12 protein-coding genes are annotated in these 15,082 nt (G+C 56.1%); 11 read left to right on the forward strand and 1 reads right to left on the reverse strand.

Annotated elements, in window-relative coordinates:
* Positions 1–18: 18 nt before the first annotated feature.
* Complete coding sequence (locus tag QUE89_RS08465) at positions 19–162, reverse strand: hypothetical protein (protein WP_286222757.1); 144 nt, start codon at positions 160–162, stop codon at positions 19–21.
* Between the two features lie 196 nt (positions 163–358).
* Between QUE89_RS08465 and QUE89_RS08470 the strand changes: the two genes are divergently transcribed.
* From QUE89_RS08470 to QUE89_RS08520, 11 genes are all read left to right on the forward strand, one after another.
* Positions 359–1,255 carry an AraC family transcriptional regulator gene (locus QUE89_RS08470; RefSeq protein ID WP_286222758.1) on the forward strand — a complete coding sequence of 299 codons (897 nt, stop codon included), beginning with the start codon at positions 359–361 and terminating at the stop codon, positions 1,253–1,255.
* Positions 1,256–1,639: 384 nt separating this feature from the next.
* Positions 1,640–2,932 (forward strand): ABC transporter substrate-binding protein, encoded by a 1,293-nt coding sequence (locus QUE89_RS08475; protein ID WP_491844570.1) that lies wholly within the window; start codon positions 1,640–1,642, stop codon positions 2,930–2,932.
* 82 nt (positions 2,933–3,014) lie between these two features.
* Positions 3,015–3,962: a carbohydrate ABC transporter permease gene (locus tag QUE89_RS08480; RefSeq protein ID WP_286222760.1), complete on the forward strand. Its 948-nt coding sequence runs from the start codon at positions 3,015–3,017 to the stop codon at positions 3,960–3,962.
* 17 nt (positions 3,963–3,979) lie between these two features.
* A complete protein-coding gene (locus tag QUE89_RS08485) occupies positions 3,980–4,813 on the forward strand; it encodes a carbohydrate ABC transporter permease (protein WP_286222761.1) in 834 nt (277 codons plus the stop codon).
* 12 nt (positions 4,814–4,825) lie between these two features.
* Complete coding sequence (locus QUE89_RS08490; protein WP_286222762.1) at positions 4,826–5,929, forward strand: ABC transporter ATP-binding protein; 1,104 nt, start codon at positions 4,826–4,828, stop codon at positions 5,927–5,929.
* Between the two features lie 6 nt (positions 5,930–5,935).
* The gene (locus QUE89_RS08495) at positions 5,936–7,411 is read left to right on the forward strand and encodes a mannitol dehydrogenase family protein (protein WP_286222763.1); all 1,476 of its coding nucleotides are present in this window, start codon (positions 5,936–5,938) and stop codon (positions 7,409–7,411) included.
* A 19-nt stretch (positions 7,412–7,430) separates the two neighbouring features.
* Positions 7,431–9,095 carry a glucose-6-phosphate isomerase gene (gene pgi / locus QUE89_RS08500; RefSeq protein ID WP_286222764.1) on the forward strand — a complete coding sequence of 555 codons (1,665 nt, stop codon included), beginning with the start codon at positions 7,431–7,433 and terminating at the stop codon, positions 9,093–9,095.
* Entirely contained in the window at positions 9,092–10,081 is a 990-nt protein-coding gene (locus QUE89_RS08505) for a carbohydrate kinase family protein (RefSeq protein WP_286222765.1), read from the forward strand. The genes pgi and QUE89_RS08505 overlap by 4 nt, the downstream gene beginning before the upstream one ends.
* Positions 10,082–10,205: 124 nt before the next feature.
* Positions 10,206–10,781, forward strand: coding sequence for a TetR/AcrR family transcriptional regulator (locus QUE89_RS08510; RefSeq protein WP_286222766.1), 576 nt, complete (start codon positions 10,206–10,208; stop codon positions 10,779–10,781).
* 84 nt (positions 10,782–10,865) lie between these two features.
* Positions 10,866–11,963 carry an efflux RND transporter periplasmic adaptor subunit gene (locus QUE89_RS08515; protein WP_286222767.1) on the forward strand — a complete coding sequence of 366 codons (1,098 nt, stop codon included), beginning with the start codon at positions 10,866–10,868 and terminating at the stop codon, positions 11,961–11,963.
* Position 11,964: 1 nt separating this feature from the next.
* Entirely contained in the window at positions 11,965–15,018 is a 3,054-nt protein-coding gene (locus QUE89_RS08520; protein WP_286222768.1) for an efflux RND transporter permease subunit, read from the forward strand.
* The last annotated feature ends 64 nt before the right edge of the window (positions 15,019–15,082 follow it).

Raw genomic sequence — 15,082 nt, forward strand, 5'->3', positions numbered from 1 at the left:
TTTCTTTTAAGCGATAATTCAGACTTCGCTTTTGATCTCAACTGTTTCGGAGTGCGGGTTATTGCCGCGCTCGATATCGTCTTGGCTCACGCCCTCGGCCTGTGCCAGGGCAGAGAAAGATACAACGGTTACAACGAATAAGAGTTTGTTCAGTGCTTTCATCTTAAATACCACCTGTTTAAATGGAATGTGTTGGATACAACGCCTTATTGGCTTGAAAGTATTCTCTCTGGTTTGTTCGTGCGGGAATAATAATGAGGTGGTATGGCGAACATCAGCGTGAGTGATGAGCTCCAGATTTATAACTCAGGCGAATGCGGTACACTGCAGATAGTGGAAATATCGGAAGGAAGGTTTAATGGGCGCGGAGAAGCAACGCATCAAACCCGAATTTGAATGGGTTGATCAGCGCGGGGATGAGTCGATCCGCTACCTGGACCATGGCTACCCGCACCCGTTGGTTCGCTGGCACTACCACGAAGAATACGAACTCCACCTGATCACCGAAACATCCGGCAAGGTTTTTGTCGGGGATTACATTGGCAACTTCTCACCCAACAGTCTGATCCTGGTTGGGCCAAACCTTCCTCATAACTGGATCAGTCACATTGAGAAAGGGGAGAGGGTGGCACTGCGTGACCGGGTGATCAATTTCTCCCATGATCTGATCAATGCCTGTAATGCAGTATTTCCTGAAACCCGTGCGTTGGGGCCATTCTGGGAACGGGCGGCTTATGGCATTGAGTTTTTGGACGCCGCTGAGATACCGAAAGCCGTTTCGTTATTTGAAGAAGTCGCTGAATCCACCGGGTTCCGACGTTTGACCCGCTTCTGGTCGCTGATTGAACTCCTGGCGGCTATGAGTGACTACCGCGTATTGTCCTCTTCAACCTACCTGCCCATTACCGATGAAAAGATCCTTAACCGGCTGAATCAGGCCCTGGATCTTATTTTCGAGCACTACCACACCGGAATTTCCCTTGAGGAAGTGGCGGCCCATGTGAACGTCAGCCCCACCTATTTCTCGAAGTTCTTCAAGAAAGCCACCGGGCATCGGTTCATTGAGTTCATCAACAGCCTCCGTATCAACAAAGCCTGCGAGCACCTGGCGCACAGCGATGAACCCATCACCGAAATCTGCTTTTTGGTGGGCTTCAACAACATCGCAAACTTCAACCGTCGCTTCTACGACGTGAAGAAAATGACGCCATCGGAATATCGAAAAACCTCCCTGGACGCCCTGTACCAGAGCTGATCGCTCACTACCTCCCGCCTGTTAATTAACCAGCTGGCCCTTCCTGAATAATACTTTCTGGTGATAGGCGTTTCGCTGTTCTGCGGGGCCGATCCTCCCTTTAGCCCCCAGTGGGGCATGGTTTGGGCCCTAAAAAGGTGCGACTCCAATCGTGGATGGAGCCAAGGGACAGCAAAAAAGTATAGAAAAACGACAAGGTACGTATTTGTTCGGTTTGCACATAGAGCGTGTAATTGGCTCATGCGATTAGCTGTGCCCAAGCGTGGTGCGCGCGCCGGGTCTACAGTGAAAAAAAGCTCCACGATAACAGAGCATTTTGATCGACCTACTCCAAAAACAAACAGAGGTTCGAGCATGAACAACCAACGATATCTTTCCGCTGTTATGGCTGTTGGCATGACCGCTGTTGCGTCCTCCGCAATGGCCGCCACCAAAGTAACCATTGGCACAGTGAACAATGGCGACATGGTTCGCATGCAGGGCCTCTCCGAGGAATTCGAAAAGCTTCATCCAAACATCGATCTGAACTGGGTAGTGCTTGAGGAAAATGTCCTGAGGCAGCGCCTGACAACAGACATCGCTACAGACGGCGGCCAATTCGATGTGATGACCATCGGCATGTACGAGGCGCCGATCTGGGGTGAAAAGGGTTGGCTGACGCCGATGAAGGATTTGCCCGCCGACTATGATATGGCGGACATTTTCCCGTCGGTCCTCGGGGGCCTGTCCTCCGATGGCACGCTGTATGCGCTGCCGTTCTACGCCGAAAGCTCAATGACGTTTTACCGCAAGGATTTGTTCGAGGCCAACGGCCTGAGCATGCCTGACCAGCCTTCCTGGGATCAGATGAAGTCTTTTGCCGAGCAACTCCATAAGCCGGAAGAAGAGCAGTACGGTATCTGCCTGCGCGGTAAGGCAGGGTGGGGCGAGAACATGGCACTGATCACCACCATGGCCAATGCGTTCGGTGCCCGCTGGTTTGATGAAAACTGGAAGCCTGAGTTCACCGGGCCTGAGTGGCAGAACGCCATCAGCTTCTATGTTGACCTGCTCGGTAACTATGGCCCTCCCGGAGCCAGCTCCAACGGTTTCAATGAAAACCTGGCGCTGTTCAACAGTGGCAAATGCGCCATGTGGGTAGACGCGACCGTGGCCGGTGCTTTCCTGACCGACGAGACGCAAAGCAGGGTGGCTGACCAGATCGGCTTTGCCCTGGCGCCGCAGCAGGTAACCGCTAAAGGTTCAGGTTGGTTGTGGTCCTGGGCCCTGGCGGTTCCGGTGAGTTCAGACGCCAAGGAAGCGGCCAAGACCTTTATCACCTGGGCAACCTCGCGGGCATACAGCCAGCTGGTTGAGGAAACCTATGGCATTGCCAATGTGCCGCCCGGCACCCGCACCTCTACCTACAACAATGCCGAATACCTGGAAGCTGCCCCGTTTGCGACCCGTACCCTGGAAGCAATCGGCAACGCCGATCCGAACGATTCCACGTTGAATCCTTCCCCCTATGTGGGCGTTCAGTTTGCCGCTATCCCTGAGTTTCAGTCGATCGCAACCCAGGTCGGAAAGCTGATCTCGGGTGCCCTGGCAGGGTCGATGTCTGTCGATCACGCCTTGAGGGCAGCGCAATCGATCACCCTTCGTGAGATGACTCGCGCCCGCTATTACTCCAACTGAATACCCGGCCAAGACGAAACAACAATGACCTGATGCAGGGTCCGCTTCGGCGGAGCCTGCTTGGGGTCACCGGAGAACCGATATGAAGACAACCGCTCTGAATGCAGGTTCCGTGAGCTCCGCCGCGGAACCCGAAAAGGACAGCCGCAAGGGAGAGATTAGAAAGACCTCCCGCATCAATCGTTTCATGGTGTCGCCGTCGGTGCTCGTCCTGGCGCTGTGGATGGTGATTCCGCTGTCGATGACCATCTACTTTTCCCTGATTCGCTATAACCTGCTGTACCCCGGCGATAACGAATTTGTGGGGCTGGAAAACTTCCAGTTCTTCGTCACCGATTTCGGCTTTATGGCGGGGATGAGTAACACCCTGCTACTTGTTGGCGCCGTGCTGCTGATCACGGTGGTTCTGGGTGTCCTGATTTCGTTGCTCATTAACCAGGCGTTCTGGGGCCGGGGTGTTGTCCGGATACTCCTGATATCCCCGTTTTTTATCATGCCGACAGTGAACGCCCTGATCTGGAAAAACCTGCTGCTGCACCCGGTTTCAGGTGTCTTTTCTGCCATCTGGAAGTTCTTTGGCGCCACGCCGATCGACTGGTTTTCCGAGTTTCCGCTGTTCTCGATCATCATGATCGTGTCCTGGCAGTGGCTGCCGTTTGCCATCCTGCTGCTGATGACCGCATTGCAGTCGCTGGATCAGGAACAACAGGAAGCGGCACGCCTGGACGGTGCTGGTCCCTGGGCGCTGTTCTTCCATCTCACCCTGCCGCACCTGGCGCGCCCGATCGCGGTGGTGGTGATGATTGAAACCATCTTCCTGCTGTCGATCTTTGCCGAAATATTCACCACCACGGGCGGTGGCCCGGGTTATGAGACCACCAACCTTGCGTACCTGATCTACAGCCAGGCGTTGCTGCAGTTCGATGTCGGACTCGCCTCTGCCGGTGGCCTGATCGCCGTTGTGCTGGCCAACATTGCCGCCTTCTTCCTGGTGCGGCTGATCGGCAAAAGCCTTACAGAAAAACAATGATTCCCGGAGGTTACAAAATGCTTAGCCTGAAACAACGACGTAGCCTTAACACCCTGCTTTTGGGGGTGTTGGCGTGGGGTGTGGCCCTGGCCATTTTCTTCCCGATTTTCTGGATGCTGCTGACCAGCTTCAAAACAGAAATCGATGCCTTCGCCACACCGCCGCAATTGTTCTTCTCGCCGACCCTCGAGAATTACACGCTGGTTAACGAACGCAGTGACTATCTGCACTTTGCCTGGAATTCGGTGGTGGTGTCTTTCGGATCCACGATCATCGGAATGATGCTCGCCGTACCTGCCGCCTATTCCATGGCCTTTTTTGAGACCAAGCGTACCAAAGGGACACTGCTGTGGATGCTGTCCACCAAAATGCTGCCGCCGGTTGGCGTGCTGGTGCCGATTTATCTGCTGTTCAAGGACACCGGCTTGCTCGATACCAAAACCGGGCTGGTGATCATCTACACGTTGATCAACCTGCCGATCATGATCTGGATGGCCTACACCTACTTCAAAGAGATACCCAAAGAAGTACTCGAGGCTGCTCGAATGGACGGCTCCACGCTGTTCCAGGAGATCTGGCGAGTGCTGCTCCCCATGAGCAAGGGCGGTCTGGCCGCGACGGTGCTGCTATCTCTGATTCTCAGTTGGAACGAGGCGTTCTGGTCACTCAACCTCACGGCCTCGGAAGCGGCCCCGCTGACGGCCCTGATCGCATCTTATTCAAGCCCTGAAGGCTTGTTCTGGGCCAAGTTGTCAGCCGTATCGACCCTGGCCTGTGCCCCCATTCTTATCTTTGGCTGGATCAGCCAGAAACAGCTGGTTCGCGGCTTGTCCTTTGGCGCCGTCAAATAACGGAGATTTCCCATGGCTAACTTAACAATAAAGAACCTCAAGAAATCCTTCGGGGATATCGAAATTCTCAAGGGCATCGACCTTGAGATTAAAGACAACGAATTCGTCGTGTTTGTTGGGCCATCAGGCTGCGGCAAGTCCACGCTGCTGCGATCTATTGCCGGGCTGGAGGAAGTCACCAGCGGCCACATTATGCTGGACCACAAAGAAATCACCGATCTGGCCCCGGCCAAACGGGATCTGGCCATGGTGTTCCAGAGCTACGCCTTGTACCCCCACATGTCGGTGCGCAAGAACATGTCGTTTGCGCTGGAGCTGGCGAAGGAAAACAAGGACGTCATCAGCACCAAGGTAGCCGAGGCTGCCCGAATTCTGGAGCTGGAGCCTCTGCTGGAGCGCAAGCCGAAAGAACTGTCCGGTGGTCAGCGCCAGCGGGTGGCCATTGGCCGAGCCATCGTGCGCCAGCCCAAGGTGTTTTTGTTCGATGAGCCATTGTCCAACCTGGATGCCGCCCTGCGGGTGCAGATGCGTCTGGAGCTGGCGCGCCTGCACCACGACCTGAACGCCACCATGATTTACGTCACCCACGACCAGGTTGAAGCCATGACTCTGGCTGACAAGGTTGTGGTATTGAACCAGGGCCGGATAGAGCAGGTGGGTACGCCCCTGGAGCTGTATCGCAATCCCGCCAACCGCTTTGTAGCCGGCTTTCTCGGCATGCCCAAGATGAGCTTTCTGCCGGGCAACGTGACTGCCATCGATGCCTCCAGTGTGACGGTTGAGCTGACTTCAGGTGCCTCTGTGACCTTGCCCGCGGCCGGTGACCATCTGCGCAAGGGCAGTGCGGTCACCGTTGGCGTTCGGCCGGAGAACATTGATGTGGTCGAACCCAGCGAGAGTGCACTGACAGGGTACATGGACATTGCCGAGAGCCTGGGCAGCGATACCTATTGCTATGTGAAGACCGATGGCCAGGAGACGCTGACTGTCCGTATGCCGGGCAACTTTGCCTGTAACTACGGTGATCGCATCGGTCTGCGCCTGCACGTGGATGAGTGCCACTTGTTCGATGAACAGGGCAACGCCGTTCAGAAACCCAGTCGCATGGCAGCGTGACCTCTTATGAAATTGAATAACTCGACATTGGACCAATTGAGTCCAGAGGTGTCCGTGCCTGCCTATGACCGGAGTAACCTCCGGCACGGCATCGTTCACATCGGCGTAGGCGGATTCCACCGAGCCCATGAAGCGGTCTACACTCACCAGCTGTTGCAGGCCGGTGGCAGCTCGGATTGGTCGATCTGCGGTGTGGGGCTGCGTGAAGGCGATCGAGCCATGCAACAGGTGTTATCCGGGCAGGACCACCTTTACACCCTGATCGAACTGGGCGCCGACAACACCAACGCACTGAGCGTGATTGGCTCTATCACGGATTTCCTGTTTGCACCTGAGGAGCAGGACGCCGTGATCGAAAAACTGGCGAGCCCGCAGGTGAAAATTGTCTCACTGACCATCACCGAGGGTGGTTATAACGTTGACGACAATACCGGTCGTTTCAACGAAAGCCACCCGGACATCCTGCATGACCTGGAAAATCCCCAGCAGCCGCGAACCGTGTTCGGTTACCTGAGCGAAGCACTGGACCGGCGCCGGGCGCGCAATCTGCCCCCGTTCACGGTGATGTCTTGTGACAATCTGCCCGAGAATGGCCACGTTGCTCGCTCAGCCTTGCTGGCTTTCGCCAACCTCAGGAATGCTGAGCTGGCAAGCTGGATTGATGCCAAGGTGAGCTTTCCGAGCAGCATGGTTGACCGCATCACGCCGGGAACTAACGACAAACACCGCCAGTGGCTGACGGCAAATTACGATCTCGAAGATGGCTGGCCAGTGATCTGCGAGCCCTTTTACCAATGGGTGCTCGAGGATGATTTCTGCAACGGTCGCCCGGAGTGGGAAAAGGTCGGCGTTCAGTTCACGGATAACGTGGCACCGTACGAACGCATGAAAATTCGCCTGCTGAATGCCAGCCACTCGGCTATGGCGTACCTCGGGTATCTGGCCGGTTACCGTTACACCCACGAGGTGATGGCCGACGAGCGGTTCAGTCACTTTATCCGCAGCTTTATGGACGAGGACGTAACGCCGATCCTGGGCGAAATCTCTGGCATCGATATTCCCGCCTATAAGCAGACCCTGATTGAGCGCTTCTCCAATCCTCAAATGGGCGACCAGTTGGCCCGCCTTTGTATGGATGGCTCCAGCAAGATTCCAAAGTTTTTGGTTCCGACGGTACAGACGCTGGTGAACGAAGGCCGACCGCTGTCACGGGTGGCTATGATCATCGCCAGCTGGGCGCTTTACCTCCGAGGCCAGGATGAGCAGGGTCAGCACCACGAGATTAACGATCCGATGGCTGCGCGGCTGAAATCTGCGGTTGAAGACCGGGCCAACCTGACCCCGGAATTCCTGGGAATGGCGGACATTTTCGGGACCACGCTCGCCAGCTCCAGCGACTTTGAAGAGGCCTTTGATGCGGCACTCGACAAGCTGGAAACCAACGGTGTTTTTGCAGGCCTTCAGTCACTTCAAGACGCCTGAAGTATTAGGGAGCACAGATATGAACGCACTGGGCACCTCCATGTCCTGGAGCAAGCTTGAACAACTCGCCAATGAGACCGGGAGCGATCGGATCGCGGATTATTTCAAAGCCGATCCGGATCGTTTCGATAAGATGAGCCTGCGTTTGGGCGAGCTGTTTCTGGACTATTCCAAGAACAAAATTTCGCCGCAGGTCATGAACGCTCTGCTTGAAATGGCCAAAAACTCGCCACTGCAGCGGCGCCGGGAACAGATGTTTTCCGGGGAGGCCATCAACGTCACCGAAGAGCGTCCTGTTCTGCACATCGCTCTGAGGAACCTGGGTGATAAGCCGATTGTCGTCAATGGTCGCGACGTAATGCCGGATGTCCGGGCCAGCCTGGAAAAGCTTAAATCCTTTACCGAGCAGGTAAGGAGCGGGCAATGGCTGGGCTACACCGGCAAGCGCATCCGTGACGTTGTGAATATCGGCATCGGCGGATCGGATCTTGGGCCCAGCATGGTGTGGCGGGCGCTGCTTGATTATCAGCACCCGGACCTCAGCGTTCACTTCATCTCCAACGTCGACGGCCGGCACCTGAAGAAGGTGCTGAAAGGGCTGGACCCTGAAACCACGCTGTTTGTTGTGTCGACCAAGACCTTCTCCACCCAGGAAACCCTGCTGAACGCCAACAGCGCCAAGCGCTGGTTCCAGGAGCAGACCCAGAGCACCACAGCCGACATGGGCCAGCATTTTGTGGCGGTTTCGACCAACATCGAGGCGGCGACGGCATTCGGCATCCGCGAGGACAGCATCTTCGAATTCTGGGACTGGGTGGGTGGCCGCTATTCGCTCTGGTCCAGCATTGGCTTGCCCATTGCGCTGAGCATCGGGTACGACGCGTTTATCGAGCTGCTCGACGGCGCCTTCACCATGGACCAGCACTTCCTGAATGCGCCATTGGAAACCAACATGCCGGTCCTTCTGGCCCTTATAGGCATCTGGAACATCAATTTCCTGGGTGCCGAAACCCAGGCGATCATTCCTTACGATCAGGCCTTGCACCAATTGCCGGCATTCCTGCAGCAGCTGGATATGGAGAGTAATGGCAAGTCCGTGGACATTGATGGCAACCCGGTCAGCCACGCCACCGGTCCCATCGTGTGGGGGCAAACCGGCTCCAACGGCCAGCATGCCTTTTTCCAGCTACTGCACCAGGGCACCCGGTTCGTTCCCATCGACTTTATTGCGTCATTGAAAGCTGACGAAGAGACCAAGGATCATCACTTTGCCTTGCTGACCAATATGCTGGCCCAGGCCAATGCGTTCATGAATGGCGACATTCAAGATAACCAGTACGCCAGTTGTCCCGGCAATCGCCCAAGCAACGTGCTGCTTCTGGAAGATTTGAGCCCCCGAAATCTGGGCGCCTTGATCGCGCTCTATGAACATAAGGTGTTCGTGCAGGGTGCTATCTGGAACATCAATTCTTTCGACCAGTGGGGCGTGCAGCTCGGCAAGCGGCTCGCCAATGACATTAGCCGTGATATTGACGGCAAGAGCAACGAGTACGATCCATCTACCCAGGGCCTGATGGCGATCGTTAATCAGCATCTGGCTGCAAGCACGGCACCGCCAAGCGCAGTAGCCCCAGGTTCAACAGGCAATGCGGGTTTAATGGCTGAGGAGAGTGGTACCCAATGATTAAAGTCATTTCGTTCGGTGAACTTCTGGTAGACATGCTCTCGAGCCGGGTAAGCGACGCCCAGGACGGGCAGGGCGCTGGGACGGAGAACGAGCGCTTCACCAAATACCCGGGTGGTGCGCCAGCGAACGTGGCCGCAGCAATTGGAAAACTCGGTGGCCACAGTTATTTTGCCGGTAAAGTCGGCGCCGACATGTTTGGTGATTTCCTGGTGCAGTCGCTTGAAGCCATGCAGGTTCGCACGGACTACCTGCTGCAAACCAAAGAGGCGAAAACCGCCTTGGCCTTTGTATCGCTGGATAAAGACGGCGAACGCAGTTTTGAGTTTTATCGCGGGCCTTCAGCGGACCTTCTATTCGGCCCCCACGAGTTTCAGCAGGAATGGTTTGAGGACCGTGGCATCTTTCATTTCTGCTCTAACACGTTGACTGAGCCGGGCATCCTCGAAGCTACCCAGGCCGGTCTGGAAACCGCACGAGCCGCCGGTTGGTTGGTCAGCTTCGACATGAACCTCAGGCACAATCTCTGGCCTGAAGGCGCCGATCCGTTTGAATCGGTGTGGTCTTGTGTGGAACAGGCGGACCTGGTGAAACTGTCCGCTGAAGAGCTGGCCTTCCTGTGCCGGCACACCGATGAAGCACAGGTGTTGAAGCAGATATTGAACGCTGGCGCCTCCCTGGTGCTGATCACCGATGGCGGCCAACCACTGCGTTACCACACCGCTTATCATAGCGGTTCGATCCAGCCACCCAATGTACAGATGGTCGATAGTACTGCCGCCGGAGACGCGTTCGTTGGTGGTTTGCTGTATCGCCTATCTGAGCTGGATATGTCGGTAGCAGGCCTGGAAGGGCTGGGTACCGATCAACAGCGGCTGGAGAGCATTCTGACCTTTGCCAGTGCTTGTGGTGCCCACGCGGTCACTCATGCCGGTGCCTTTACGTCATTGCCCGCAATAGAAGATGTGAATCGTTTCCTTCGATAATTCCAGTCTGCAATAACGAGGGCGTATATTTCGGTATGCGCCTATTTTTATGTATTGATAATAAATGAACGTTCATTTAATTTAGGCTTATTCAATTTCCATGCACTCGAGTTGAGTTTCACGCATGCGACAGAGAGACGAATCAAAACGCCTGGCGTTTCTGCAAGCCACACTCAGAGAGGTCGCAGAGTTCGGCTTTTCTGGCACCTCGGTAGCGCGCATTGCTCGAAGCGCCGGGGTATCTCCGGGCACGCTTTACATCTACTACGCCGACAAGGATGCACTTCTAAAAGCGGCGTTTTTTTATGTCAGTGACCACGTCATCGAGGCTGCTGTGAGCAGTTTTCAACAAGGAACAACACTGAAAGATGGATTGCGACGAAACTGGCACGCACTGTTCCAGCTTGGCCTTAGCCGTCCGGAATTTTTCCGCTACCACGACAGCTTCACCCATTCCTCCTGGATGACACCTGAGATCCAGGCGCGCAACGAGGCCAAGGCATCGCCGCTCCTTGATGCAGTGGAGCAGGGGAAGGCGGAAGGGCTTATCAAACCAGTGCCCTTTCCACTTCTCGAGACCTTCATGTTCCGGCCCATTTACCACCTGGTGCAGCGAACTCTTCAGGGCTCCTTTGAAGCAACTGATGAGCAGGTAGAACTTGGATTCCTCATGGCCTGGGATGCAGTAGCCCAGGCCTGACTGCCTTTTACCCCTAGATTGAAATCGGGAGACACGATGAACCACATCAGCGCACAAGTTTGGAAGTCGGCTTTTTGGGGATGCATGGCAGCGGCTCTTGCGGTGCTGGCCGGTTGCTCTGCCGAGGCTCCACCACTGACCAAGCAGACTGTTCACCCTGTGAAACTAGTGACGCTCGATACCAAGCGCGTGAGTGGCCTTAAACGGTATCCCGGCCAGGTAACCGCGTCGGAGCACTCGGAATTGTCGTTCAGGGTGGGGGGGGAACTTGTTCGCCTTAACGTGAAGGCAGGTGACAGCGTTGAGAAAGGTGACGTGGTCGCCCGTCTGGATGAGCGCGATGCCCAGGTTCAACTCGAAAACGCCCAATCCAGCTTCAATCTGGCGGAGGCAACCTACGAACGCATGCGGATATCCCTGGAGCGCAATGCCATCAGCCGGGCTCGCTTCGATGAGGCAGAAGCACAATACTTATCGGCCAAGGCTCAGCTCTCCCGCGCTCAGGACCAACTGTCCTACACCCTATTGAAAGCGCCGTTTTCGGGGGTGATTTCAAGGGTGCCGGCCGAAGTCTACCAAGTGGTCGGCGCGCAGCAGACCATTGTGGAACTACAACGCCCGGGTTCTATTGACGTGACATTCCAGATGCCGGAGCAGGACATTCGCCAGGTCCGTCCGGAAAGGGCCCAGTCAGCCCGTGAGAGTGCCGAGCCAATGGCCTGGGTCACCTTTGCCGAGCGGCCGGATCATCGCTACGAGGCCAGCTACAAGGAACATGACAGTAGTGCAGCCAAGGGATCTCTTAGCTACGAGGTTACGGTCACATTGCCCGCGCCCGAGGACAACACCATTCTCTCGGGAATGAGTGCATCTGTGTTGTTGGATTTTAACACCCTTACCGGTGGCGACGATTCTTCGTGGCTGGTCCCGGCCGGTGCGATTACCGCCTTGGCGAGCAATCCGGACGAGGCCATTGTCTGGCGTTTTGTCAGCGAGACTGGCGACCAGGGCGAAGAGATCGGGCAAGTCGAGCCGGTGGTGGTTAAACCGGGGGCGAAGACCAGCGCGGGCGTGCTTTTGAAAGGCGAATTGCTAGCGGGAGATCGCATTGTCACCGCCGGCTCACATCTCATGAGCGAGGGTCGGAAGGTTCGGCCGTGGGTGAAAGAGGGCGGTCTCTGACATGGTCGACTACTTTCTGAACCGAAAATCCATTAGCTGGATGTTCGCACTGTTGCTGGCTCTTGGCGGCATCCAATCCTTTTTCGGAATGGGGCAGCTGGAATTCCCGGAATTTACCCTTCGATCTGCGGTGGTGACCACCCAATACCCAGGCGTAACGCCGTTGGAAGTCGAGGAGGAAGTGACCCTTCCGCTTGAGAAAGCGATCCAGGAAATGCCCGGTGTCGATGACATCACCTCGATCAACTCGGACGGCCTTTCCCAGATCACGGTGCAGCTGGAAAAAACGGTCCAGGCTCACGAGCTTGATCAGCACTGGGACATCCTCAGACGCAAGATTAATGACGCTCAGTCGATGCTGCCACCGGGCGTTTCAGGCTCGGTGGTCAATGACGATTTTGGTGATGTGTTCGGCCTGTTTCTTACCTTGAGCGGTGAAGACTATTCTCTGAAGGACCTTGAGGACCACGCCGACCTGATCCAGCGAGAACTGCAGCTTGTCGATGGCGTAGCAAAAGTCAGCATTGGTGGTCGGGCGCAAGAGCAGATCATCGTTGCTCTTGATCGTGACCGTATGCGGGCGCTGGGGATCTCGCCGTCCTACCTGGCCAATTTGCTGAATGCCCAGAACACGGTCGGAAATGCCGGGCATCTTACGAGCGAGAGCTTGTCGTTATCCGTTCAGCCCAGTGGCGAGCTGGATACGATACCGGCACTGGAGCGGCTGGTGGTGGGTTCCGCCGACAGCGGTTTGATTCGCCTTCGGGATATCGCAGAGGTTCAACGATCGTTTTCCGATTCGCCGGATCTGCTGTACCACTCGGATGGCATGCCGGCACTGACCCTTGCGGTTTCCTTTACCTCCGGTGTGAACGTGGTCGAAGTCGGTGAACGCTTGGATCAGCGTTTGGCCGAGCTTGAACAGCGCATGCCGCTGGGGATGACCATGAGCACCGTCTATAACCAGCCCGCGGTGGTGGAAGAGGCGGTGTCCGGTTTTCTGGTGAATCTGGCTCAGGCGGTGGGCATTGTCATAATCGTGCTACTAATCTTCATGGGCCTGCGCAGTGGCTTGCTGATGGGCCTGATCCTGCTGATAACGATCCTCGGCACGTTTGTGCTGATGTCGGTCCATGGGCTGCAGTTGCAGAAGATCTCCCTGGGCGCCTTAATCATTGCTCTGGGCATGCTGGTCGATAACGCCATCGTGGTCACAGAGGGGATGCTGATTGGTCTGGCCAGAGGGCGCTCCAAGCGGGATGCGGCGAAAGAGGTCGTCGCTCAGAACAAACTTCCACTGTTGGGTGCTACCGTCATCGCCATTACGGCGTTTGCGCCCATTGGCCTGTCGCCGGATACCACCGGCGAATTCATCGGTTCGCTGTTTTGGGTGCTGTGCTATTCGCTGATCCTGAGTTGGGTAACCGCGCTCACTCTCACGCCATTCTTCTTTGATCGTTTTTTCGCCGATCGGGCAGACGAGCTGGCCTCAGGTTCTGAACAGCAGGACCCGTATCGGGGCCTGATTTTTCAGGTTTTCCGGCGCATGCTGACCGTAGCGATTCGGTTTAAGTACGTCACCATCGGCTGTGCCTTGCTGTTGCTGGTGGGCGTGCTGTCGGTCTCCGGACAGGTAAAAAATGCGTTCTTCCCCAACGCCACAACACCGCTGTTTTTCGTGGATGTCTGGCTGCCAGAGGGTACTGATATTCTGAGTACGGAGCAGGTAGTGAGCGAACTGGAGCAGCAAGTCGGGCAGATGCCGGAGGTCAATCAGGTAACCAGCGTCGTCGGCGGCGGAGCCCAGCGTTTTACCCTGACCTATTCGCCCGAGAAGCGCTACGCGAGTTACGGGCAGCTAATTGTCGAAACGGCGGATCGGGACTCTCGCCAGGCCCGGATGGAGCAGGTCATCCGGCTGCTGCGAGCGGAATTCCCGAACGTGCAGTACAAGGTACAGGCGCTGCAGGTCGGGCCCTCGGCCAAGGCCAGTCTCGAGGCCCGGATTCACGGCGACGACCCGGTTGTTCTACGCCAACTGGGCGCTAAGGTCGAGGCCATATTCCGTCAGGAACAGATGGCAGAAAGCGTCCGGATTTCCTGGAGCAACCGCGAACTGGCTCTCGTACCGGAATTTCTGGACGAACAGGCGCGGCGTGTCGGGGTGTCCCGTGAGAGCCTGCATCAGGCGTTACTGCTCAATAATCAGGGCGAACGCGTGGGTATCTATCGGGATGGCAGCGATCTGATTCCGATTCTGATGCGTTCCCGCGAAGGCCAGCGTTTTGATATCGAGAATCTGGGCGCGATCAACGTTTGGAGCGACGAGCAGCAGGCTTATGTGAGTGCCGGCAATGTTCTGAGCGAAACACGCACTGAACTTCGGGATCCCCTGATCAAACGGCGCAACCGGCAGCGAATGCTTGCCGTGTACGCCGAACCCATGCCTCTTTCTGGCGAGACCGCGGCCAGTGTTTTGAAGCGAATCCGGCCGCAGGTCGACGCCCTGGAGCTGCCCGCGGGTTATACCCTTGAGTGGGGCGGCGAGTACGAGACTTCCACGGAGGCCCAAACCTCGTTGTTTGCCTCTTTACCGGTCGGATTGCTGGGGATGTTCATCATCTCCATGCTGCTGTTTGGCAGTTTCCGGCAGGCGTTGTCCATTTGGTCCATCGTACCCTTGATTCTGATCGGTATTGTCGGCGGGTTGGTGCTGTTTGGCGCTCCGTTCACGTTTATGGCCCTGCTGGGCACCCTGAGCCTAATTGGCATGGTACTGAAAAACGCCATTGTGCTAGTGGAGGAAATCAAGATTCAGGTGGAGCAGCAGAGTGACGCCTTCGATGCGGTCGTCGATGCAGCGGTGAGTCGGGTTCGGCCGGTGTTGATGGCTGCCATCACGACCATGCTCGGCATGATACCCCTCTTCAGTGACGCTTTTTTTGCCAGTATGGCGGTGGTGATTGTATTTGGTCTTGGCGTGGCGACCGTGCTGACGCTCATTGTGTTGCCGGTGGTTTATTGCACGCTGATGCGAATACCGGCTTCCCGGTAACTGAAAAAACGCCCGTTAACCGAGGCGTGCGGATCAAACGAATTCTGCTAACATAGCTTCCTTA

The sequence above is a fragment of the Marinobacter sp. LA51 genome (assembly GCF_030297175.1).
GTDB classification, from domain to species: Bacteria; Pseudomonadota; Gammaproteobacteria; order Pseudomonadales; family Oleiphilaceae; genus Marinobacter; species Marinobacter apostichopi.